The organism is Emticicia sp. SJ17W-69, assembly GCF_051209875.1.
Taxonomy (GTDB): domain Bacteria; phylum Bacteroidota; class Bacteroidia; order Cytophagales; family Spirosomataceae; genus Emticicia.
On the sequence record NZ_JBNTQY010000001.1, the window covers coordinates 4404205 to 4427515 of the forward strand.

Genomic DNA, 23311 nt, shown 5'->3' on the forward strand with positions numbered 1-23311 from the left:
CATTAAATATTTTTTAAACCTTGAATGGTTTGAATTGGGTTTTCAGAACTAAAGACAAAATTACCTGCAACAAGTGCATTTGCTCCCGCCTCAATCAATAATTTTGCATTATTTTGATTAACTCCTCCATCAATTTCAATCAGAGTGCTAAGTCCTCTACTTTCACACATTTGCCGAGTTTTCTGTACTTTTTGATAAGTATGTTCGATAAATTTTTGTCCTCCAAAACCTGGGTTCACCGACATTATCAAAACCATATCAATATCTTGAATAATATCTTCAAGCACGTTTACTGGTGTATGTGGATTGAGTGCAACACCCGCCTTACAACCTAAATCTTTTATCTGTTGTATGGTACGGTGCAAATGTGGGCAAGCTTCATAATGTACCGTGATAATTTCTGCACCTAACTTTTTGAAAGTTTCTAAATAGCGTTCGGGTTGTACAATCATTAAATGTACATCGAGTAGCTTTTTTGCATGACGCTGAATTGCTTCTAAAACTGGCATTCCAAACGAAATATTTGGCACAAAAATACCATCCATGATGTCGATATGAAACCAATCGGCTTGTGACGCATTTATCATTTCGCAATCTCGTTGAAGATTAGCAAAATCGGCTGCTAAAACTGATGGAGCGATAATTGCCCCACTTGGAAGTGAACTCATAAATTGTATTGATTTTTTACAAAGTTAGGGTTAAAAGTTGTGGGACGAAATTTTATTTCGTCCAAATGTACTTATTATGCTGATAATCAATCAAATAAATTCCAACAAAAAAGTCTGTGTAATGAATTACACAGACTTTTCTCATCTTTCGTTTTCACAATTTAGAAAATTGTGTTACGCATTATTTATCACGATACAAAACCTCATCAATCAAACCATAAGTTTTTGCCTCCTCTGCCTTCATCCAATAATCACGGTCTGAATCAGTTTCTACTTGTTCGATACTTTTACCTGTATGATTGGCTAAAATTTCATATAACTCATGACGCAATTTGATAATTTCTTTCACCGTAATTTCCATATCACGAGATTGTCCTTGAGCTCCACCGCTTGGTTGGTGAATCATCACACGAGCGTGTGGCAATGCAGAACGCTTACCAGCTGCTCCACCTGCCAACAACACAGCACCCATCGAAGCTGCCAATGAAGTACAAATAGTTGCTACGTCGGGACGTACGTATTGCATGGTATCATACATACCTAAACCTGCATAAACCGAACCACCAGGGCTATTGATGTACATCAAAACATCTTTTTTTGCATCGACAGACTCTAAAAATAGTAATTGTGCTACCACAACATTGGCTACATAATCATCAACACCCGTACCTAAGAAGATGATTCTATCCATAATCAATCGAGAAAATACGTCGATGGCAGCAAAACGCATCGGACGCTCTTCGATGATATTTGGAGTCATGTTCTGAACGTTGTGTTTCATATAATCATCAATTCCTAAACCACTCATGCCACGATGATGTACGGCATACTTACGAAATTCTTCTCCAAAATTCATATTCTTTTGTTATTAGTTATTTGTTATCAGTTACTGGTAAATCTTTTTTTAAACTATATACTATCAATAAATAAAACACAACTTTAACTATCTAGGTTCAAAAGTAGAACTTTCTATAAGTACGTTTTGTTCGATACAAAGATGTCATTTCTTTTAGAAATTTGTAGTCAGAATTTCAGATATTTTCTCAGAAAAAGCGATTTTGAGTAGAAATGACGAATTATTCGATTGATGAATGATGAATAAAGACCTTTTAATGATGAGTACAGGAGAAAAAATACGTCAAATACGCCTGATGAAAGGCTACTCACAAGAAAACTTGGCTGATATGCTCAGTATTTCTACAACTGCTTATGGCGATATTGAACGCAATAAGACCGAATTGACAATTTCAAGAGCAACTGAAATTGCGAAAGTTTTAAGTGTCGGAATTGTAGATTTATTAGATATTGAACTTCATCCTGTTGATTTTTCGATGGAAAAACTTAATCTCGAAAATGAAAAGCTAAAAGCCGAAGTCGAAAAATGGCAAGTAACGGCTGCTTATTGGCGTGAAAAATATGAAAATCGCTTTTCGGGAAATGTATTACGAATCATTACCGAAGAGCCTGAGCGTAGAAAAATTGGATTTTGATTGAGAAGTCAACTGCCGAAAGACGAAAGTCCACTACCCAGTATTAAAAAATTGAACACATTTTTCTATACTTTCACAACATTTTTTATTTTAGCTCTGCCACAAAGCATAGTTTTGTTCAAAAATCACGAACACTATGCAAACGCTTCAAAAATTTAGACGCTACGAATTTTTTCTTATTTTTATTTCGATTACAATCTATGTAATCCGCCGTCTTTTTCAAGAAGCACATAGCTTCGATAGAATGGTTACTACTGCCGAACTCAATGGCGTTCCTAACAAAATAATTTGGCAAGGGCTAATCGGTTATAATCATTTCTACAACACCATTTTTCCTACGATTGCGGGAGCTATTTTTCTTTTTGGTGCATGGTATGTATTTCATTATTTGGTTTATCCACGCATGAAAGAAAAGAATATTGATAGTAAATTATTTGCTTTCATAGCTGTTACTATCTTTTCTACCTTCATTTGTGTTTTTCTTTTTGACTATTTTAAACTTCATTTTAGGCTCCGTTATGACAGACAAGAGCATATTATTGGCGTAAAAATCTACTCACTTTTCCGTAAATTTTACTTAGTTACTGATACAATTGCCGTTTTGATTATCATTATCTTTTATGAAGTTTTTGCTCAATTCTATTATTTTGTGCATACTAAACTAAAAGAAGAAAAAGAAGAAAGTTTTGAGTATTTAGACTATTTATTTAATAGTGCTATCATATTATTCATACTTTTTATCGGTTTTGCAGGCAATATTCCTCAAAAAGACTACTGGTATGGCTCAATACGGGAATTAACAATGATAACTATCTGTTCATTAACCATTTATTACTCACAAGATTATTTTTACAAAAAAGTATTACCTTATTTTTCAAATATACAATCAAAAGAATTTGTTCTTGGACTTACCATCTTCGCTATTATTAATTTCATTGGAAGTTTTATCACTTATATTTTCCAATATATTTATTGGGTTTCTTACAGTTTCATAAACTTCGGATTTCACTTTGAGTGGGTATTTATTCTATTTGCATTCTGCTTTTTCCCATCAATAGTAATTGCTTTTTTGAGAAAAGTACTGACAAAAGAAAAAGTACAACTACAAACACAAATCGTTTCAAAAGTTGCCGAACTTTCCAACCTTCGCTCACAAATAAATCCACATTTTTTATTCAATGCCTTAAACACACTGTATTCGGTTTCGTTGAAAGAAAATGCTGAAAAAACGGCTGATGGCATTCAAAAACTGGGCGATATGATGCGATTTATGCTGAATGAAAACCATCAAGACCGCATTCCGCTGAGCAAAGAGATTGAGTATTTGAATAACTATATTGATATTCAACGCATGAGAATTGACGAAAACCATCACATTGAAATCAAAGTAAATATCCAAAATTCAGATCGTGAAATTTTCATTGCTCCGATGTTACTCAATCCTTTTGTAGAAAATGCCTTTAAGCATGGAATCAGTTTCCGAAATCCTTCTTGGATATATATTACGCTTACGCACGATGCTCAGAAATTGTATTTCAAAGTTCATAATAGTTTACATCCTAAACAGGAGCATTCGCCCGAACAAGAAAACAATGGAATTGGCTTAGAAAATGTCAGAAAACGCCTTGAATTAATTTATCCAAATCGTTATACACTTGATATTCAGTCTTCAGATAATGATTATTTTGTATCTTTGATTTTAGGAATTTACTAAAAAATTGCATGAATTTAACAGCCATCGCTATCGACGACGAACCACGTGCTTTGGAAGTCGTGCAAATACACGCCCAAAAAGTGCCTTTTCTCGAACTAAAAGCAACTTTTACTGATGCTTTTGAGGCGATACCCTATTTGCAACAAAACAAAGTTGATTTGATATTTTTGGATATAAAAATGCCTGATATTTCGGGCATTGAGTTTGTTCATATCTTGCAAAAAACACCTATGATCATCTTCACCACAGCCTACTCAGAATATGCAGTTAATGGCTTTGAGTTAGATGCTATTGATTATCTGATGAAGCCTTTTTCACTGGTGCGATTCACCAAAGCCTGCAATAAAGCATTAGAAATCAAAAGTTTACGAGGTGAAGAAAGACCAAACTTTATATTCTTGAAAACAGGCTATGATGAAGAAAAGGTATTATTAGATGAAATACTTTATGTGGAAGCAGAAGGGAATTATATGGCTTATGTCTTTTCTAATCGAAAACTCTTAAGTAGGCAAAACATCAACGATGCTTTGAGTCAACTCACTACGAACGGCGATTTGCACAGCCAATTCATTAGAGTTCATCGTTCGTATATTGTAGCCATCAATAAAATTCAAAAAATTACCCGTCAATCGGTATGGGTAGCGGGTAATGAAATATCAATTGGAGCTTCTTACGAAGAAAAATTATCTGAGATTCGGGAAAAACTAAATCTTATCTAATTCCAGTATCTACTTCAATTTCAAGGCTTGCTGTTTTATTTTTTTCTATGATGATTGTTTTTGGGAAACCTCTTTTTGTAAAAATATTCTCAGGTTTAATACTCATTTCATATTGTCCAACCGCAATATTTGTACTTTTTATTAATCCATTTGTGCCATTATAGGTCAGTTTCTGATCCAAAACTATAGCCTTTGAGTCTGAATTTGTAAGAACCAAGCTGTATGAAGCATAGATTGATTTCAATTCCTCGATTGTTTTATTGCACGGCTCAACAGGGCAAAGGGGGCCAATCGTTACTTTTACATCTAATGCCCCCATTTCTGGAGCAACCGCTTCGCTTGCACAAGCCATCAAGAAAATGATAGGTAAACATATATAACTTAAATACGTTTTCATTGAGTAGAAAATTTATTGTTTATACCATGATTCAATATTGATGGAAAAGGTTGGTAAATCAAACAAAATAGCTATTTTATTTTCTTCAAAGCCCCTTTCATCCCTTTCTCAATCACTTCATACTTCTCAATTTCCTTCCCAATGTAGATAAAAGCGATACTAAATGTACCTGTAAGTAGGTTTTTATGCAAACGATAGGCTTCTTTCATACGTCGTCGAATAAGATTTCGATCAACTGCATGTTTGAATTGACGCTTAGGAACTGAGAATAAAACTTGTGTAGGTTTTATAACAGAAATTTCGGGGGATCCCAATGCTGTATGAGGCTGAAAAACAATCCTCATAGGGTAAGCAAAAACACCTCCATTGGCAGAATTTTTTCTGTCAAAAAGGTCATTGATTAGCTTCAGACTGCAAAGACGCTCGTCTTTTTTAAATGTTTTTTTCAAGACTTCCGTAAGAGGGAGTTCCTACACTCCGTCAATGATAGACGGAATGCCTCACCGCAGCGGTAAGAATTCCGTCATACAAAAAAAAGCCACCAAAAGGTGGCTCAAATATCTTTATTATCAAACGATTACGTTAGTGATAAAAGCTATTTACTGGCAAAGCATCATTTGTGTTTGCTTTCGTCAGAAACAGTCAATTTCTTTCTGCCTCTTGCACGACGTGCTGCCAAAACTCGTCTGCCATTAGCAGATTCCATACGCTCACGGAATCCGTGTTTGTTACGACGCTTTCTATTTGATGGTTGGAATGTCCTTTTCATTATATTTTTGTTATTTTTGTTCTTTGAATCTTAAATGTTGGAGTTCCTGCGGTTATTTGTTCCGTTAGGGAGTGCAAAAGTACGACTAATTTTTAAAATGACAAAATCCTTACAAAAAAAACTTGCATGAATTACAAAATATATTCAAAAAATAAATCTTCGCACTTTATTGATGTTGAATGTGAAATAGAAAATATCAGTTCAGCCACGCTCGAACTACAATTACCCTCATGGCGTCCTGGGCGTTATGAATTACAAAACTTTGCTAAAAATATTCAAACTTTTGAGGTTTTTGATGAAAATAATCAGCAATTAAAAACTGTAAAAATTAGTAAAGACCGCTGGCAAGTAATAAGCAATGGAGCAAAAACAATCACAGCAAAATACAATTATTACGCTAGTATCATCAATGCAGGAAGTAGCTATATAGATGAAAAAGTACTTTACGTTAATCCTGTAAATTTATGTATCTATGTAGAAGGCAAAATCAATGAAAAGTGCTTATTAGAATTACAAACAACTGATAATGAAGTCATTGCAGGATTAAACCTTTCATCTGAAAATAAAAATACAGTTTTATTTAATGATTTTTATCATTTGGCTGACTCTCCTTTTATTATCAGCTCTAGTCTAAAGCATGATTCGTATAGCATTGGAAAAGTTAAATTTAATCTTTGGTTTGAGGGAGTTATTTCGAGAGAACATTTCAAAAAAATCAAAACCGATTTTAAGAAATTCAGTAAAGAGCAAATCAATGTTTTTGGTAATTTCCCTGAAAAAGAATACCATTTTATTACTTGGATTTTGCCTATTCCCTACTATCACGGTGTTGAGCATCGCAATTCTACAATGCAGGTTTTAGGCCCAGATAATCAAGATTTTGCAGAATTATACATTGATTTGCTCGGTTTAGCTTCGCACGAACTTTTTCATACTTGGAATATTTGCAAAATTCGTCCTGTTGAGCTTTTACCTTATGATTTCACTAAAGAAAATTATTTCCAAACGTGTTTTGTAGCAGAAGGAGTAACCACCTATTATGGCGATTTGATGCTCTATCGTTCAGGCGTTTTTGATAAAACACAATATTTAAAGGAATTGGAGGCTTGTTACAAACGTCATTTCGACAACGCCGACCATGCTTCACAATCTTTGGTCGAATCTTCGTGGGATTTGTGGCTCGATGGCTATGCACAAGGAATTCCCAATCGAAAAGTTTCGGTTTACCATAAAGGTGCAATAGCAACACAGATTTTAGATTTACACATCCAAAAAAAGTTTGATAAGACTCGTTCTTTTGATAACATCATGCGATTGATGTGGCAACGTTTCGGAAAATCGAAAAACGGTACACCACTTTTGGGCTATACAATGCAAGATTACAAAAATATTTGTGAGGAAATAGCAGAAGAAAACTTAGATTGGTACTTTGAAAAATGTATTTTAGGAAAAGATTCCCTTTTTAATTTACTCAATTCTTATCTACAATTCATTGATTTACAAATAGTTAGAAATGATGATAATTTAGTAAAGTTAGAAACGGTAAAAAAAGACAATTTGTAAAAAATACTTTTATACTTTTACAAAAACTCAGAACTCATAACTCAGCACTATTTTAAGCATGTATTCTTTCGATTGCAATTACCGAGTCCGCTATGCCGATATTGACCAAATGGGCTATATGTATTATGGCAATTATGCCAAACTTTACGAAATTGGTCGTGTAGAAGCCTTGCGTTCGTTGGGTTTACGTTACCGAGATTTGGAAGAAACTGGAGTGATTATGCCTGTTTATGAAAATAAATCAAGGTACATCATTCCTGCAAAATATGATGATTTGGTAATGATTCGAGTGATTATCAAAGAAATACCTAAAGTCAGAATTATTTTTCACTACGAAATTTATAACGAAGAACAAACACTTCTTCATACCGGAGAAACAACTTTGGTTTTTCTTAAAACAGCCAATAATCGCATCACCATTTGCCCAAAAGAAATTTTAGAAAAACTTCAACCCTTCTTTAAACAGGATTAAGCAATTATTAGATTTCTAAGAATATTTGAAAAATTTTATTAATAATTGATAATGAGAAATTTGCACCATCATTTCTCATTATCAATTATTCATTATCAATTAAATCAATTTCGGATGCTTTTTATGAAAATCGGTAGCATCTTGATAGACTTTGGCAACTTCTAATAATTTTGCTTCACCAAATAATTTACCCATAAAAGTGATACTTGTAGGTCGTCCTTCTGGCATAAAGCCATTGGGTAAAACCACACATGGATGCCCCGTAAGGTTGGTTAGAAGTAGGTTGTTTCCAAAAGATGGTGAAATATAAACATCAATTTCTTTCAGTGTTTTTTCCATTTCCTGAATCAGTATTGAACGGTGTCGGTTGGCTTGTAAGTATTCTACGGCAGGCACAAATCTTGCCGTGCGAAATGTATTGGGCCACCCAGCTTTACCTTGTCGCAACAATAAATCATCTTTACCTGTGCGAGTCAATTCATCAAAAGCTGCGGCAGCTTCTACTCTCAATATAAACCGAATTTCGTTCAATAATAAAGTAGGTAATTCGATGGGAATAAGCTCTGCACCAAGTTTTTGTAGCGTAAGCAAAGTAAGCGAATCGGTCTTTTTATTAGGGTATTTACTCTCGAAATCATTTTTCAAATAGGCAATTTTCATTCCTTTCAATCCTTTTGTTCCATCGTAATTAAATGGAGCTTCCATACACGTTAAGTCTTTATTATCAGCACCTTGTATAATATTTTGCACAATAGCACAATCTTCTACGGTTCTACAAATTGGCCCTAATTTATCCATACTCCAACTCAAAGTCATTGCTCCTGTGCGTGGTACACGTCCAAAAGTTGGGCGTAGTCCCGTGGTGCCACATTCGCTTGAAGGTGACACAATCGAACCATGGGTTTCGCTACCAATGCCAAAAGGTAAAAGCCCAGCCGAAACAGATGAAGCGACTCCCGCCGACGAGCCACTTGACCCACGCTTTAAGTCCCACGGATTGAGTGTTCTTCCACCAAACCAAATATCACCTGAAGCCAATTCTCCCAAAGTAAGTTTTGCACAAAGTACCGCCCCTGCCTTCTCTAAACGTTGAATAACAGTAGCATCTTGGTCAATTATTTGGTCTTTGTAAGCAACAGAACCCCAAGTAGTTTTGTAGCCTTTTACTGCCAACAAATCTTTTGCTCCGTAGGGAATTCCGTGCAAAAAGCCACGATATTTCCCTGCTTTTATCTCAGCATCGGCTTTAGCTGCTTGTTTTAGAGCTAAATCCTCGGTGAGCGAAACCACACAATGTAACTGCGAATCATATTTTTTTAGCCTTTCCAAGAAAAACTTAGTTAGTTCAAGCGATGAAATTTGTTTTGTACGAAGTAATTCTCCCAATTCTCTCACCGAATAAAATGCCAAATCATCACGATTGACAGGTAATTTTACAGCATTAATTTTTGAAACTTTGAAAGGCAAATACGTCTTTTCAAACTCAAAACCAATAGGTAAAGGATTGAAATATAGAGCCGGTGCAACACTGTTATCTAATGTAATTTTACTGATTGACTCAAAATCTTTTCTATTATTGGTCAACCCAACAAGCATCGAATCTGCTTCGGCATTGCTAAAGTCTAAGCCAAGAATTTTTTCAGCTTGATTAACGACTTCAACGGTAATCGGTTGAATATCAGCTACTTTTGAAATAAATGCACCGAGTGCTAGGGAAATAATACAGGCAATTGGTAGGATAAGTTTCTTCATTTCTGTTGATGAGTTTGAGTTACAATTTAGTAAAAATATGTGCTTGAAAAAAATGCGTTTTATCTTTTTATCATTACAACTATTTTGTGAGTATATTAGCCGTCAGATTTTAGCACGATTATAAAGATTTTTAAGATTCCCAAGATGTAACTATTGAATTTCAAAAAAGTTACACAAATTCACTTCATATTTACCAAATAAAACATCTATCAATGAAAAAAATAGTATTCTTCTTATTACTTTCTCAAACCATCGTTTTTGCACAAAGTCCTGATATTAAGGCAAATAATATCAAAAAACACATCGAATATTTAGCTTCTGATAATCTCGAAGGACGTGGCACAGGTACTGAAGGCGGCAAAAAAGCGGCTGAATATTTAGTAAAACAATTCAAAAAAATTGGTTTGAAACCTTATGGTGATAAAGGCTCCTTCTTGCAAGAATTTCCAGCAAAAAAAGGTTTACCACCTAATGTAAGTTATGTACAAGCTGCCAATGTTGTTGGCTTTTTGGATAATGGGTCTGACAAAACTATTATTATTGGAGCTCACTATGACCACCTCGGTAAAGGCGATCAAGGAAGCTCGCTCGAAGCAAATTCGGTTGGAAGCATTCATAACGGTGCTGATGATAATGCCTCAGGAACAGCAGGTTTAATTGAGTTGGCTAAATATTATGCAAAAAACAAAATCAAGGAAAAACACAATTTCTTATTCATTGGATTTTCAGGTGAAGAATTAGGTTTGATTGGCTCTAAATATTATGCCGATAATGCTACAATCGACTTAAAAACAGTGAATTGTATGCTAAATATGGATATGATTGGTCGCTACCGTGATGATAAAGGATTGACCATTGGCGGTTGGGGAACAAGTAGCTTTTGGGGAAAAGAAATCCCACAATTGGCTAACAATCAATCAGTTAAATACAATGTCGATTCTGCAGGAATTGGGCCTTCTGACCATACTTCATTTTATCTAAAAAATCTTCCAGTGATGTTTTTCTTTACGGGAGCTCATCAAGAATACCATAAACCAAGTGACGATGCCAACCTGATTAATTATGAAGGAGAAGCAAAGGTTTTAGCTTTAGCAACCAGTGTTATTCAGAAAATTGAAGAGTCACCAAAACTTGATTTTATACAAGTGGCTAATAATCCTCATGCAGGCAATGCTCGTAGCAGTTTCAAAGTAACAATGGGTATTATTCCTGATTATGCTTACGACAAAGGCGGTGTAAGAATCGACGGTGTAACTAAAGGACGACCAGCAGAAAAAGCAGGCTTGCAAGCCGGAGATGTAATCATGAAATTAGGAGAAAACGCAACTACCGATGTACAAGAATACATGAAAGCACTCGGAAAATTTGAAAAAGGACAAACCATTGATGCAGAAGTAAAACGTGGGGCAGAAAAGGTTATTTTGAAAATAACTTTTTAAAAAAATAATTTTACCTCATTGGCACTAAGTTTCACTATGAAAATCTCGGTGAAACTTAGTGTTTTTTTGTGTTCTTATTGGTATCTTTTTTTTATAAACAACTTTACTACCTCTTTCTGCATCTATACTACAATATTACTCTTTTCTGACCGTAGTATTATTAACAGTATCCATTCCACAGAAAAACCCAAATTTTATGCTAAAAAAACTACTTCTGCTATTATTTATTTCTCAAAATATATTTGCTGCTGGCATTAAAGGCGTAATCAAAAATGAAAAAGGAGAAGTGATGCCTTTTGCTTCGGTGTTGGTCAAAGGAACAGATATTGGCACAATGGCCAACCAAGAAGGGGCTTACGAAGTCAAACTCAAAGCTGGGCAGTATGAAGTTATTTTTCAATACGTTGGTTATCAAGCTCTTACCAAAAAAGTAGATATTGGCGAAAATATTCAAACGCTCAATATCGTCATGAAAGAAATCAGCATCGAACTGGGCGGAGTGAGGGTTTCCAACAATAAAGAAGACCCTGCTCTCACAATTATGCGAAAGACGATTGCCATGTCGCCGATTCATCACAAAGAAGTTGAAAGTTATTCGCTTAGAAATTATGTAAGAGGCTCTTTTCGGGTGGACGACGTGCCTTTTCTTTTCAAGAAAGAATTAGAAAAAAACTTCATTAAAGAGGGCCAAACATACGTTTTAGAGTCAGTCAATGAGATAAAGTTCAAACAACCTAATACATTTTCAGAGAAAGTTCTTTCAGTTCGTTCAAATATTCCGCCTACGATGAAAGGCAGTGAAGGAATTTCATTTAGTCGCATCAATTTCTATAATCCTCAAAATGAAGACTCGCCAATTACAGCTAAAGGTGCTGTCAACTATAAATATGTTTACGAAGGCTTCTTTCAAGACAAAGGACTGTATATCAACAAGATACGAGTCATTCCAAAAGTAAAATCGCCAGGGCTTTTTAGTGGCACAATCAATATTATTGATGGAATTTGGAGTTTACACAGTGTCGATTTTAAGTTTAAAGAAGAAGTTGGCGATATTACGATGAAAGTTATTTATTCGCCAATTGATGATATTTGGATGCCCGTTCAAGCAGATGTTTTAAGCAAAATTGATATTCTTGGGCTTGAAGGTTCTGCACGAATTGTTACTTCCTTCAAAAACTATCAATTGACCAAAAATCCTAAATATGCTACAATTAAGCCACAAGTGCTTGATGATAAGATATTTAAGACCGAAGCAAAGGATTTGAACAGACAAAAACTATCCACAAAAGCCATTACAGCACAAAAAGAGATAACAGTAAAACAACTCAAAAAGCTCTCAAAAGACCTCGAAAAAGAAGAAATTAAAGAAAAAAAGGATAAAAACGAAGAAATAATTGCATCAAATTTTTCTCGCTCAGAAGATACTTTAGCTCGCAAACGTACAGAAGATTTTTGGGAAGAAGAACGCCAAGTGCCATTGACCGAAATCGAAACCAAAGGATATAAACAAGCCGATAGTCTGTATGTAGTTGAAGCAAAAAAGATAAATATTAAGCTAAAAGAAGATTCACTCGACCGTACTCGGCCTGCCAGATTTAAAGCAAATCATCTTTTAACTGGTAACACATATCCTTATCATCGCGTCGATATAAAGAATAAAGATAAAGGTTATAAAGACTATTTCACTGTAGGCGATTGGAAAGAAGATACTCGCTATGATGCAGTAGAAGGAATAAATATAGGTTTTCCTCGACTTTCCTATCGACATAGAATTGATTCTTTGAGTTCGTTTAATACTGCGTTAAAACCGCATTATTCCATTCAAAGAGAACGAGTAAATGGCTCAATATCAATAGGTTATAGCAAAAAAACTTTTAGTATTGGGGCAGAAGCTGGGCGAAAAGTTTATCAAATCAATAATGAAGAGCCTATTAATAATTTGGTCAATGCGGCGTATGCATTATTGGATAATCGACATTTTGGAAAGTTTTATGAACAAAAATATGTAAGATTCAATTTCAGTCCACGCATCAACGACCAGTTTACGCTTCACACATCGCTTCAATTTATGGAACGCTATCATTTAGATAATATTTTGAATCAAGGTTTCCGAAAAAAAGCAGAACAATTTTACGAACCCAATGACCCCATTCACCCAAATTTCAAAACTACTACTTTTGAGACAAATACTCAAACTCGATTCAATGCTGTGCTGACTTATCGACCATTTTCAAGAATCAGGATTTATAATGGTAATCGTCGAGTGCAAGCTTATGGCCCAACTTTCCGACTTGAAAACCTTTCTGCTTTTGGTAGTAATGCCTTCAATCGCATTGAGTTGGGTATGAATCATGATTTCAAATGGAAACTCCGTGACGTTTCATTAAGAGCAGAAATTGGAACTTTCTACGGCAACAAACCAATATATTTCCTTGATTATAAGCATTTTAACGGCAATCAAACTTTCATTCAAACACATCAAGATTTCAGAGATTTACCTTATTATCAATATAGCACAGATGGCAGCTATATCCAATTTTTCTCTAAAATTGATTTCAAAAGATTATTCCTGACCTATATTCCATATTTACAGCGAAAAGGTTGGGAAGAACGACTTTTTGCTAATATTTTACTCACCAATCAAATCAAACACTACGAATTGGGCTATGGTTTAAAAGGACTTTTCGGAGCTTTCAATGCTGAAGTTTACAGCGTCTTTAATCAAAATACTTATGCTCATACTGGATTTAGGGTTTATTTGCCAATTAAGTCGGGAGTTAGTTTTTAATGTATTGTTTTAATAGTTAATTTTGAGAAAAATTTTGGCAGAAATGATTGCATTACGAGAACCAAAACCAGTCAAGCGTCAGCCTCGAAACATCCCTCCTTACTTGGTTTATGAAATCATGGATGGAAAACCTATCTATTACAAAGGGTTTCGAGATGTGTTATTACAAAAAAAGACTTTTGAAGAAATTAGGGGAGCGAGTAGCTTGCAGTCTATTATTATCTATTATTTGGTGAGTTTTATTGGTAAATTTATTAATGAAGACCAATATACTGTTCTTACAGGTGAAGCTGGTTTGCATTTAGACCACAAAAATAATTTGGCAAATGATATTGCTATTTTTGATAATTTAGTTTTAACTCCCGATAAAATTAATAAGAAATATGCCGATGTTCCACCTAAAATAGCTATTGAGGTTGATATTGTAGCCGATATTGAAGATTTAGGAGAGTCTGGATATATTTACAAAAAAACGCAAAAATTACTCAATTTCGGCACAGAAAAGGTGTTTTGGGTATTAACCACTGCTCAGGTTGTGATTGTGGCTACTTCTGAAAAAATTGAGACTTTTAGTTGGAACAAAGATATTGAGTTAATCAATAGTCAAAGTTTTAACATAGGTAAGTTTCTTGATAAGAAGGGAATTATAGTTGAGTAATTTGCTTAAAACAGATTTTCTTTCATCCAAAATACTTTTATAAACGTTATATAAACATGAACACTTTTGGTTCATGTTTTTTTCATTAAAATTAAATAGGATAAAACCTATTCCATAAATTTTACTAATAATGACTACAAATACAAGCGAAGAGCTTTTCGCAAAAGCCAAAAACTTCATTCCAGGAGGCGTCAACTCGCCAGTAAGAGCATTCCGCTCAGTAGGTGGAAATCCAATTTTTATCAAAAGAGCCAAAGGTGCTTATATTTTTGACGAAGACGATAATCAATACATTGAATTGATCAATTCTTGGGGGCCAATGATTTTAGGACATGCTTTTGAGCCAGTCGAAAAAGCCGTTAGCGAAGCCATCAAAAACTCTTTTTCGTTTGGAGCTCCTACCCGTCGAGAAGTTGAAATGGCCGAATTAATTATATCAATGGTGCCTTCTATCGAAAAGGTAAGAATGGTCAATTCAGGCACAGAAGCCACAATGGCGGCTGTCCGTGTGGCACGTGGTTATACTGGTCGAGACAAAATCATTAAATTTGAAGGTTGCTATCATGGGCATGGTGATTCGTTTTTGATTGCCGCAGGCAGTGGAGCAGTTACGATGGGCGTTCCTGATAGTCCAGGCGTTACGAAAGGTGTAGCAAATGATACTTTGACTGCTCCATACAATAACTTAGAAGCTGTTCAAACACTTTGTGATGCTAATAAAGGGCAAATTGCGGCATTAATTCTTGAGCCTGTTGTTGGAAACATGGGTTGTGTTTTGCCCAAAGAAGGTTATTTACAAGGCTTGCGTGATATTTGCACCAAAGAAGGAATCGTGCTAATTTTTGACGAGGTAATGACTGGTTTCCGTTTAGCAAAAGGTGGAGCCCAAGAGCGTTTCGGAGTAATGCCTGACATGACAACTTTGGGTAAAATCATCGGTGGCGGAATGCCCGTTGGTGCGTATGGTGGAAAAGCTGAAATCATGAATTGTGTATCGCCACAAGGCCCTGTTTATCAAGCAGGAACATTGTCAGGCAATCCGATTGCAATGGCGGCTGGTTTAACGATGTTACATTACCTAAATGAACATCCTGAGGTTTATACGCAATTAGAAAATACTGGTAATCAAATAGTTAGTGGCATTCGTGGAATTTTGGACAAATTAAATCTCAACTATCAAATCAATCATATTGGTTCGATGTATAGTTTGTTTTTTACTGATACACCAGTAGTAGATTTTGAAACAGCTAAGACTTCTGATACTACTAAATTTGGCAAATATTTTCATGGAATGCTTGACAGAGGTATTTATCTTGCTCCTTCTCAATATGAGGCTTTATTTCTTTCTACTGCTCTTACATCGGAGCATATTTCTGAGGTTTTAGCGGCGAATGAGTCTATTTTGTCTTCATTAATTTAACCACGATAGACACAATGGAAACACAATTGGCACAAGATTTGGAACTATTGAATGAACTTGCGAGGAAAGTATATTTTTGTGCTTTGAAGGTTCATCAAAATTTAGGACCAGGTTTGCTCGAAAGTGCCTACGAAGAGTGTTTGTTTTATGAAATTCAGAAAGATGGATTATTTGTTGAAAAGCAAAAACCTTTACCATTAGTTTATGAAGAAGTAAAATTAGAAGTTGGTTATAGACTTGATTTATTAGTTGAAAATAAATTAATACTTGAAATTAAAGCAGTTGATGCCTTAAATCCTGTTCATCTTGCTCAATTATTAACTTACCTAAAATTGTCAAAATGCAAATTAGGATTGCTAATGAATTTCAACGTAGCAAAACTAAAAGATGGTGTGAAAAGAGTAATATTGTAACAGCCTTGTGCCTATCGTGTCTCCATTGTGTCTATTGTGGTAAAGAAAAAGTAGTATGAAATATTCAGTAATAACCCCAGTATATAATCGCCCAGAAGAAGTAAGAGAATTGCTGGAAAGCTTGAGCAAACAAACTTTCAAAAACCTTGAAGTAATCATTATTGAAGATGGTTCGACTTTGAAATGTGAAGAAGTTTGTGCAAGTTTTCAATCAAAACTCGATATAAAATATTTCTACAAACCTAACTCTGGGCAAGGTTTTTCTCGTAATTACGGCTTCGAAAGAGCTACTGGTGATTACTTTGTGCAATTAGATTCTGACGCAATTATTCCTGAAAGATACTTCGAGATTGTAGATAATTCATTGAAAATCAATTGGTTGGATGCTTATGGAGGTCCAGATGCCGCTCATGAAAGTTTCACTGATATTCAGAAAGCAATCAATTATGCCATGACTTCGGTCTTTACAACTGGAGGAATCAGAGGGAAGAAAAATAATGCGGGCGGACAGTTTCATCCACGAAGTTTCAATTTTGGTATTTCTCGAAAAGTTTGGGAGGCAACTGGCGGTTATACCATGACACGCATGGCAGAAGACATTGAATTTAGTATCAGAATTTTATCAAAAGGATTCAAAGTTGGCTTGATTGAAGAAGCCTTCATTTATCATAAAAGAAGAACTGACTTCGGTCAGTTCTTCAAACAATTGCATTTTTTTGGTCGTGGTCGCATCAACCTTTCTCGTATGTTTCCTTCGGAACTAAAATTAGTTCACTTTTTCCCGATGGTTTTTACACTTGGAGTTATCATTACGCCGCTTTTATTTTTTATCTCAAAACCTCTTTTTTTTATAGCTGCTTCCTTATTTGCCATCTATAAACTCCTGATTTTTGCAGATTCATCCATTCAAAACAAAAGTATAAAAGTAGGCTTTCTAAGTATTTTTGCCTGTTTTATCCAGCTTTTTGCTTACGGTATGGGCTTTATGCAAGAGAAATTCCTCAAATAAAAACCTCTTGATTTTCAAGCACTTCTTCTTTCAGATCTTCAATAATTTTATCTAAACCTTCATACCAATCGAGGTGTGGTGAATGTGCTTCACAGCCTCCCGCATGAGGTACGCAAGCAGTATATTGGTGTTGTTTGTGACAGGCTGGACAACGGGCAATTGTCTTGAAAGTATCCCAAATATGTCCACAATCACATTGCCAATATTCGCCACCATCGGGTTCCCATTTGCATTTTGGGCAACAAATCTTTATTTCGCTCATTTTAATAGTCAACGGACGATGGTCAACAGTCCATAGTTTTTTTCAAAAGACCATCAAACTCACCAACATAAAACACTTAATTTTGGTTTGAAAGTGTCAGATATTTTTTCAAATATCCTACACTTTGCACAAAAGGTTTCATCCCTAAATATAAGCACAAAGCCGACAAAACACACCCCAAGAATTGTGTAATGAAGATCGAAAAATGAATTTTGTTTGGGTCATAAAAAAATTTATCGGTCAATACCCCAACGAAGAGCGGACCAAAGCCCAAACCAATGATATTCACCACAAATAAGAAAAAAGCCGAGAAAATTGCCCGCATTTTATTTGGCACAATTTCTTGAATGGCTGCCGTTGCCGAACCAAAAGGAAATGAACTAAAAAAGCAATATCCCGCAATAAAATATATTCCAATATTCATATCAGACATGATTAAACCACCAGTGCAACATAATGCGGCAACCATCCCTCTAAATCCTGACAACATTTTTGCTTGTACTATGCCTTTTTTGGTTAAATAATCTGCATACCTTCCACCAGTAATTACGCCCAATGTAGAAAAAACTGTAATTAAAAGCCCAAATGTTACACCTGCTTTTGTATCCGCCCAGCCATGCACTCGGCCAAGCATGGTTGGAATCCAATAAACACCTGCATAAGTAGCAAATGACATAAAGGCCATACTAAAATTGAGATACATAAAAGTTTGACGATTGGCTTTAAAATAAGCTATAATTTCCCGAAAATTACTGGTTTCAGTTATTTCTTTTACGGTGTCAAATTCAATTCGCTTGGGTTCTTTGATTGTTTGCACAAGCAAAACAATTAAAATTCCTGGCAAACCGATATAAAAGAAAATCATTTGCCAAGAAAAAATCTCTCCGAAAAAAGGTAGCACAATATTTTCTTTCCCAATCATAGATTTGAGTGCAGCACCAATTAAAATTGATAAACCCGAACCCAAATAAATTCCCATATTATAAACACTCAAGGCTGTTGCCAGTTTTTTCTTAGGAAAATAATCAGAAATGATAGAATATGCTGCTGGTGAAAGTGCTGCTTCACCAATACCAACGCCTACCCGTGCAAGAAAAAACAATGAATAACTACCAGCTAAACCACAAAATACCGTCATTATACTCCAAATCATAATTCCCCATCCAATAATGCGTTTGCGATTCATTCGGTCGGCCATCAAGCCAATGGGAATTCCCAAAAGGGTATAAAGTACCGCAAAACTTAATCCCATCAAAACACCCATTTGCGTATCTGTAATACCAAACGAAGATTTGATAGGCTTCACCAAAAGAGATAAGATTTGACGGTCGATAAATGATGAGATATAAGCCAACAATAGTACGCCCACAACGTACCACGCATAACGCAACGAAGGTTTAGTTTCCATAAAAAAGGTTGATGAAAGGATAGGGTTTAGATTGACAGGAAAGTTAAACTTTTTTGAAGAGAATTTGTAATTATTTCAATAAATAATTTACTTTTTCTTTGCCTGAAAACGTTTTAAAACCTTTCTAAGCAGAAAGGTAAAAAGTAACACCCCAAGAATAGCTACGAAAAGAGGTAGCCAAAGTGTGAGAATAGAAAAAATAATAGAAACGGAGTTTTCAAAAGTAGCGAAAAAAGCATTGCCAAATCCACCGGTAAATTTTGTAGAAGCCAAACGCAATAGCCCAGTCCCTGCTTGAATCGTTCCTGCCATACCTCCACCTGCCAAGATTCCGAGTGTCCATTGCAATTCGGGAGAATCAATTTTCAAGAAAGAAGTTGTCAAGATTGTTCCTGCTATAAAAGATGCTGGCATAGCAATCGTATCAAGTAAATTATCTATGACTGGAACGTAATATGCCAAAATTTCTCCAACCGTAGCAGCAGCTAAAATATAAGTTGCCATTGGACTGCTCAACCACTCAAAACCATTATTAGACAAATGTAAAAGTTCAAAACGAGTAGCCAAATTTGCGACCAACATTGGTACAAATACCCGAAAACCCGAGCAAGCACTCAAGGCAATTCCTATAGCCAAGCTGATGAAGATTTCGGTCATTTAAGGTTAAATGTTTAAAAAAGGATTTTTAGAGATATAATTTCAAGCTTAGAAATATATTTTTGAAACTATTGAAATGTAATTTTAGTTAAATATACGTTAGTCTCAACAAAATTATACGTTCTGTGGCGGAAATACAAAAAAACGAAACTTCACCCTCTGGCAAAATCTTCGATTTGGAAATTCTGAAACGGCTTTTCCAATTCATCAAGCCTTATAATTTTAAGTTTTATAGCCTTGTTTTAAGCATCATGCTTGGGGCGGTTTTAGCTCCTGTCCTCCCACTATTGATTCGCCAAACCATTGATGGTCCAGTTTCGGCAGGAAATTATAGTGGTCTTGCCCAAATGATGGCAATTATGATTGGCGTTTTGGTTGTTCAGTCACTTATTCAATTTACAAATACTTACTTGGCAGGTTGGCTGGGACAGAATATCATTCGTGATATCAGAGTACAGCTTTACCACAAAATCTTGCATTTACGTCTCAAATTCTTCGATGATACACCCATCGGGCGATTGGTTACACGCACTATTTCAGATATTGAGACTTTAGCTGATGTTTTTAGTGATGGGATTGCTGCTATTGCAGGCGATATTTTGCAGTTGATTTTGATTATTTCGGTCATGTTTTATACCGATTGGAGACTTTCACTTATCAGTCTCTGTACGATTCCATTTATGCTCATCAGCACTTATATTTTCAAAGAAAAAGTTAAGAAATCCTTCAACGAAGTACGTAATGCGGTTTCAAATCTTAATTCTTTTGTACAAGAACACATTACAGGCATGAGCATTGTACAGATTTTTAATTCTGAAAAAATTGAGTTTCAGAAATTCTACGCAATCAATACCAAACACCGAGATGAAAATATCAAATCTATCATGTACTATTCCATCTATTATCCTGTAGCAGAGGTAATTGCCGCTTTGGGTACTGGCTTGGTCGTATGGTTTGGTGCGAAACAAATGCTCAATGCCGAAGTTACTTACGGTACAGTTACGGCATTCATTATGTTTATCAATATCTTCTTTCGCCCAATTAGAATGATTGCGGATAGAATGAATACACTACAAATGGGAATCGTGAGTACGGATCGAATCTTGAAACTATTGGATAGTGATGATTATACTGCCAATGATGGAAATAAAAAAACTAACCTCAAAGGAGAAGTTGAATTTAAGAATGTTTGGTTTGCCTATAATGATGAAAACTATGTACTGAAAGATATTTCTTTCAATGCCCAGCATGGCGAAAGTGTTGCTTTTGTAGGAGCAACGGGTGCGGGTAAATCTTCTATAATCAACTTATTATCAAGATTTTATGATATAAACAAAGGTCAAATTCTGATTGATGGCGTAGATGTAAAAGAATACGAACTTCGCAGCCTGCGTGAGCAAATCGGCGTCGTTTTGCAAGATGTTTTCTTATTTTCGGATACGATTGAAAAAAACATTACGCTTGGAGATGAAAACATTTCAAGAGAAAAAATTGTAGAAGCTGCCAAATTAGTAGGCGTACACGACTTTATTATGCAACTTCCTAATGGCTATGACTACAACGTACAAGAACGTGGAGCAACGCTCTCAGTGGGGCAACGACAATTGATTTCATTTGTACGTGCAATGGTGCATGACCCTAAAATCATTATTTTAGATGAAGCCACTTCATCGGTCGATACTGAGACCGAAGAATTAATTCAGAGTGCGATTGATAAACTCATGCGTGGACGAACTTCTATTGTCATCGCTCACCGACTAAGCACCATTCAGAAAGCTAACAAAATAATCGTACTTGACAAAGGTCAAATCATGGAAGAAGGCAACCACGAAGAGTTGTTGAAACTTGATGGCTTCTATGCCAATTTGTACAATATGCAGTATAAAGAGATGTTGGTGTAGTTACAAGCAAATGAAAGACATAAAAAAAGCTCACGACTAATCGGGAGCTTTTGTGCTAATTATATATTCTACTCACCGAGGTGATGATATAATTATGCTAATTTCACGTTAACGGCGTTCAAACCTCTTTTTCCTTCTTGGATGTCGAAAGTAACTTCGTCATCCTGACGGATTTGGTCTTTTAATTCAGACACATGAACGAATACTTCTTGGTTTGAGCCATTTACTTTGATAAAACCAAATCCTTTGGTTTCATTGAAAAACTTTACTGTTCCGTTAGACATTTTGTAATTGTATTATGTACTTTAAAAATGCAAATGTAGGTAAATTAATTTATAATCAAACAAATTTTACTTTTTTCTACAACTTTTTACGAAAATACATAGAAAGTGTCGCTATTCATCCTACTATCTCTTCTTAAAATACCATACTATACTTACAAGAAAATATATTGATGTAGTCGTTTATCAATCCAAGTAAATCATATTCTATGCTGATACAGAGTAATTATTTCTCTTCCTAAAAGGCTTTAAAATTAAAAAATCCTTCTCATCAAAAACTGCACCAAAAGTCATTTTCGCACTGATTTAATATACTTTATCACTTTTATCAAAGGTGTGTTTCAAAAAAAATCTATAAAACTTTAAATTATCGACATACTTAATAGACTAAAAAGGCACTTAAGATATTATTTGGTTTCAAGTTCTGAGTCAATTATAATTTCAAAAAGCATTTTTTAACTTTTTGAAATTTATTTGGCATGTAGTTTGAACTTCATTACATGAAGAAAATCTAACTATAGCTATGAATTTAAAAACTATTCTCAACTCACTCTTAAGTCATAAAAAAGACATATTACTAGTAATTAGTTTATTTTTCGCCTATGCACTGGTGTTTGGGCAATCCGAATCTCTCCAATTCCATGAAGGTTATGCAAAAGTTTCCAATCAAGGAAAATTTGGTTTTATTGATAAAACAGGAAAAATTCAAGTTCCATGTATCTACGACTATGTTCATGATTTTGAAAATGAATTTGCCATTGTAAGATTACAAAACAAGTATGGTATTATCCGAAAAGATGGATCAGAGCTTGTTTCAATAAAATATGATATGTGTGAATCTTTTTCTGATGGTATGGCTTTGGTACGTCTTGGAACAAAATATGGTTTTGTAAATGAGTCTGGAGAGGAAGTAATAACACCTTCTTATGAATTTGCTATGAGTTTTAATGAAGGATTGGCACTCATTAGTGTCAGAGGTAAAAATGGTTACATCGACAAACAAGGCGAACAAATCATCTCACCTAAATATGATTTTGCTCTGCCATTTTCAGAAGGATTAGCTGTGGTGATGAATAATGCCCAATATGGTTATATTGACAAGTTTGGTAAGGAAGTTTTGTCTTTAAAATATAGTATGGCGAGTGCATTTAAAGAAAACTTGGCGACGGTTCGCATTGGTGAAAAATTTGCAGTAATCAACAAAGCAGGTAAAATGATTACACTACCTAAATATGACGATGTAAGGTCATTTGAAAAAGGAATTGCAGTAATTTTACAAGATGGGAAATATGGTGTTTTAAATCAAAATGGAAAAGAAATTGTAGCTCCAAAGTTTGATATGCTTGATTCCTTTACAGAAGGAGTTGCAATTTATCGTCAAGGAGGTAAATTAGGTTATATCAATTCAAATGGAAAAGAAATAATCGCTTCTAATGTAGAACAAGCAAAAACTTTATATGCTTCAAAGTAAATTTTTATAAATTATAGGATATAAGCATTTACAAAGTGCCAATAAAAGCCTTTTTTAAGA

23 protein-coding genes are annotated in these 23311 nt (G+C 34.9%); 13 read left to right on the forward strand and 10 right to left on the reverse strand.

What is annotated here, in order from left to right; translation table 11 throughout:
• Nucleotides 1-2 precede the first annotated feature (2 nt).
• Together rpe and ACQUQZ_RS17905 are read right to left on the reverse strand one after the other, a co-directional pair.
• A complete protein-coding gene (gene rpe, locus ACQUQZ_RS17900) occupies nt 3-668 on the reverse strand; it encodes a ribulose-phosphate 3-epimerase (protein WP_435356454.1) in 666 nt (221 codons plus the stop codon).
• A 181-nt stretch (nt 669-849) separates the two neighbouring features.
• Nucleotides 850-1524: a ClpP family protease gene (locus ACQUQZ_RS17905; protein ID WP_435356455.1), complete on the reverse strand. Its 675-nt coding sequence runs from the start codon at nt 1522-1524 to the stop codon at nt 850-852.
• 238 nt (nt 1525-1762) lie between these two features.
• Here ACQUQZ_RS17905 and ACQUQZ_RS17910 point away from each other — a divergent pair, with 238 nt between their 5' ends.
• The 3 genes from ACQUQZ_RS17910 (at nt 1763) to ACQUQZ_RS17920 (ending at nt 4591) form a co-directional block, all read left to right on the forward strand.
• On the forward strand, nt 1763-2158 hold the full coding sequence (locus ACQUQZ_RS17910) for a helix-turn-helix domain-containing protein (protein ID WP_435356456.1): 396 nt from the start codon (nt 1763-1765) through the stop codon (nt 2156-2158).
• Between the two features lie 136 nt (nt 2159-2294).
• A complete protein-coding gene (locus ACQUQZ_RS17915; RefSeq protein ID WP_435356457.1) occupies nt 2295-3872 on the forward strand; it encodes a sensor histidine kinase in 1578 nt (525 codons plus the stop codon).
• 8 nt (nt 3873-3880) lie between these two features.
• Nucleotides 3881-4591, forward strand: coding sequence for a LytR/AlgR family response regulator transcription factor (locus ACQUQZ_RS17920; RefSeq protein ID WP_435356458.1), 711 nt, complete (start codon nt 3881-3883; stop codon nt 4589-4591).
• Here ACQUQZ_RS17920 and ACQUQZ_RS17925 read toward each other — a convergent pair.
• The 3 genes from ACQUQZ_RS17925 to rpmH form a co-directional block, all read right to left on the reverse strand.
• Nucleotides 4584-4988: a hypothetical protein gene (locus ACQUQZ_RS17925; protein WP_435356459.1), complete on the reverse strand. Its 405-nt coding sequence runs from the start codon at nt 4986-4988 to the stop codon at nt 4584-4586. The genes ACQUQZ_RS17920 and ACQUQZ_RS17925 overlap by 8 nt on opposite strands.
• 71 nt (nt 4989-5059) lie before the next feature.
• Nucleotides 5060-5437 carry a ribonuclease P protein component gene (locus ACQUQZ_RS17930; protein ID WP_435356460.1) on the reverse strand — a complete coding sequence of 126 codons (378 nt, stop codon included), beginning with the start codon at nt 5435-5437 and terminating at the stop codon, nt 5060-5062.
• Between the two features lie 164 nt (nt 5438-5601).
• A complete protein-coding gene (rpmH, locus tag ACQUQZ_RS17935; RefSeq protein ID WP_435356461.1) occupies nt 5602-5757 on the reverse strand; it encodes a 50S ribosomal protein L34 in 156 nt (51 codons plus the stop codon).
• Between the two features lie 126 nt (nt 5758-5883).
• Here rpmH and ACQUQZ_RS17940 point away from each other — a divergent pair, with 126 nt between their 5' ends.
• Entirely contained in the window at nt 5884-7320 is a 1437-nt protein-coding gene (locus tag ACQUQZ_RS17940; RefSeq protein WP_435356462.1) for a M61 family metallopeptidase, read from the forward strand.
• Between the two features lie 58 nt (nt 7321-7378).
• Nucleotides 7379-7792, forward strand: a complete 414-nt coding sequence (locus tag ACQUQZ_RS17945; RefSeq protein ID WP_435356463.1) for an acyl-CoA thioesterase — start codon at nt 7379-7381, stop codon at nt 7790-7792.
• Nucleotides 7793-7891: 99 nt separating this feature from the next.
• Here ACQUQZ_RS17945 and ACQUQZ_RS17950 read toward each other — a convergent pair whose 3' ends face one another.
• Nucleotides 7892-9544 (reverse strand): amidase, encoded by a 1653-nt coding sequence (locus tag ACQUQZ_RS17950; RefSeq protein ID WP_435356464.1) that lies wholly within the window; start codon nt 9542-9544, stop codon nt 7892-7894.
• A 212-nt stretch (nt 9545-9756) separates the two neighbouring features.
• Between ACQUQZ_RS17950 and ACQUQZ_RS17955 the strand changes: the two genes are divergently transcribed.
• From ACQUQZ_RS17955 to ACQUQZ_RS17980, 6 genes are all read left to right on the forward strand, one after another.
• Nucleotides 9757-10983, forward strand: a complete 1227-nt coding sequence (locus ACQUQZ_RS17955) for a M20/M25/M40 family metallo-hydrolase (protein WP_435356465.1) — start codon at nt 9757-9759, stop codon at nt 10981-10983.
• A 196-nt stretch (nt 10984-11179) separates the two neighbouring features.
• A complete protein-coding gene (locus ACQUQZ_RS17960; RefSeq protein ID WP_435356466.1) occupies nt 11180-13771 on the forward strand; it encodes a DUF5686 and carboxypeptidase regulatory-like domain-containing protein in 2592 nt (863 codons plus the stop codon).
• Between the two features lie 43 nt (nt 13772-13814).
• The gene (locus ACQUQZ_RS17965; RefSeq protein WP_435356467.1) at nt 13815-14429 is read left to right on the forward strand and encodes a Uma2 family endonuclease; all 615 of its coding nucleotides are present in this window, start codon (nt 13815-13817) and stop codon (nt 14427-14429) included.
• A 130-nt stretch (nt 14430-14559) separates the two neighbouring features.
• Nucleotides 14560-15849, forward strand: a complete 1290-nt coding sequence (hemL, locus tag ACQUQZ_RS17970) for a glutamate-1-semialdehyde 2,1-aminomutase (RefSeq protein ID WP_435356468.1) — start codon at nt 14560-14562, stop codon at nt 15847-15849.
• 14 nt (nt 15850-15863) lie between these two features.
• Nucleotides 15864-16262, forward strand: coding sequence for a GxxExxY protein (locus tag ACQUQZ_RS17975; RefSeq protein ID WP_435356469.1), 399 nt, complete (start codon nt 15864-15866; stop codon nt 16260-16262).
• A 55-nt stretch (nt 16263-16317) separates the two neighbouring features.
• The gene (locus ACQUQZ_RS17980) at nt 16318-17271 is read left to right on the forward strand and encodes a glycosyltransferase (protein WP_435356470.1); all 954 of its coding nucleotides are present in this window, start codon (nt 16318-16320) and stop codon (nt 17269-17271) included.
• Here the strand turns inward: ACQUQZ_RS17980 and ACQUQZ_RS17985 are convergent.
• The 3 genes from ACQUQZ_RS17985 to ACQUQZ_RS17995 form a co-directional block, all read right to left on the reverse strand.
• Nucleotides 17264-17533, reverse strand: a complete 270-nt coding sequence (locus tag ACQUQZ_RS17985) for a hypothetical protein (protein WP_350267999.1) — start codon at nt 17531-17533, stop codon at nt 17264-17266. The two genes, ACQUQZ_RS17980 and ACQUQZ_RS17985, sit on opposite strands and share 8 nt — an antisense overlap.
• A 76-nt stretch (nt 17534-17609) precedes the next feature.
• Nucleotides 17610-18941, reverse strand: coding sequence for a spinster family MFS transporter (locus ACQUQZ_RS17990; protein ID WP_435356471.1), 1332 nt, complete (start codon nt 18939-18941; stop codon nt 17610-17612).
• 87 nt (nt 18942-19028) lie between these two features.
• Nucleotides 19029-19598, reverse strand: a complete 570-nt coding sequence (locus ACQUQZ_RS17995; RefSeq protein WP_435356472.1) for a DUF4126 domain-containing protein — start codon at nt 19596-19598, stop codon at nt 19029-19031.
• Nucleotides 19599-19723: 125 nt separating this feature from the next.
• Between ACQUQZ_RS17995 and ACQUQZ_RS18000 the strand changes: the two genes are divergently transcribed.
• The gene (locus ACQUQZ_RS18000) at nt 19724-21499 is read left to right on the forward strand and encodes an ABC transporter ATP-binding protein (protein WP_435356473.1); all 1776 of its coding nucleotides are present in this window, start codon (nt 19724-19726) and stop codon (nt 21497-21499) included.
• A 92-nt stretch (nt 21500-21591) separates the two neighbouring features.
• Here the strand turns inward: ACQUQZ_RS18000 and ACQUQZ_RS18005 are convergent, their stop codons facing one another.
• On the reverse strand, nt 21592-21783 hold the full coding sequence (locus ACQUQZ_RS18005; protein WP_188768763.1) for a cold-shock protein: 192 nt from the start codon (nt 21781-21783) through the stop codon (nt 21592-21594).
• Nucleotides 21784-22303: 520 nt separating this feature from the next.
• On the opposite strand from ACQUQZ_RS18005, the gene ACQUQZ_RS18010 reads away from it, so the two are divergent.
• Entirely contained in the window at nt 22304-23251 is a 948-nt protein-coding gene (locus ACQUQZ_RS18010; protein WP_435356474.1) for a WG repeat-containing protein, read from the forward strand.
• Nucleotides 23252-23311 lie beyond the last annotated feature (60 nt).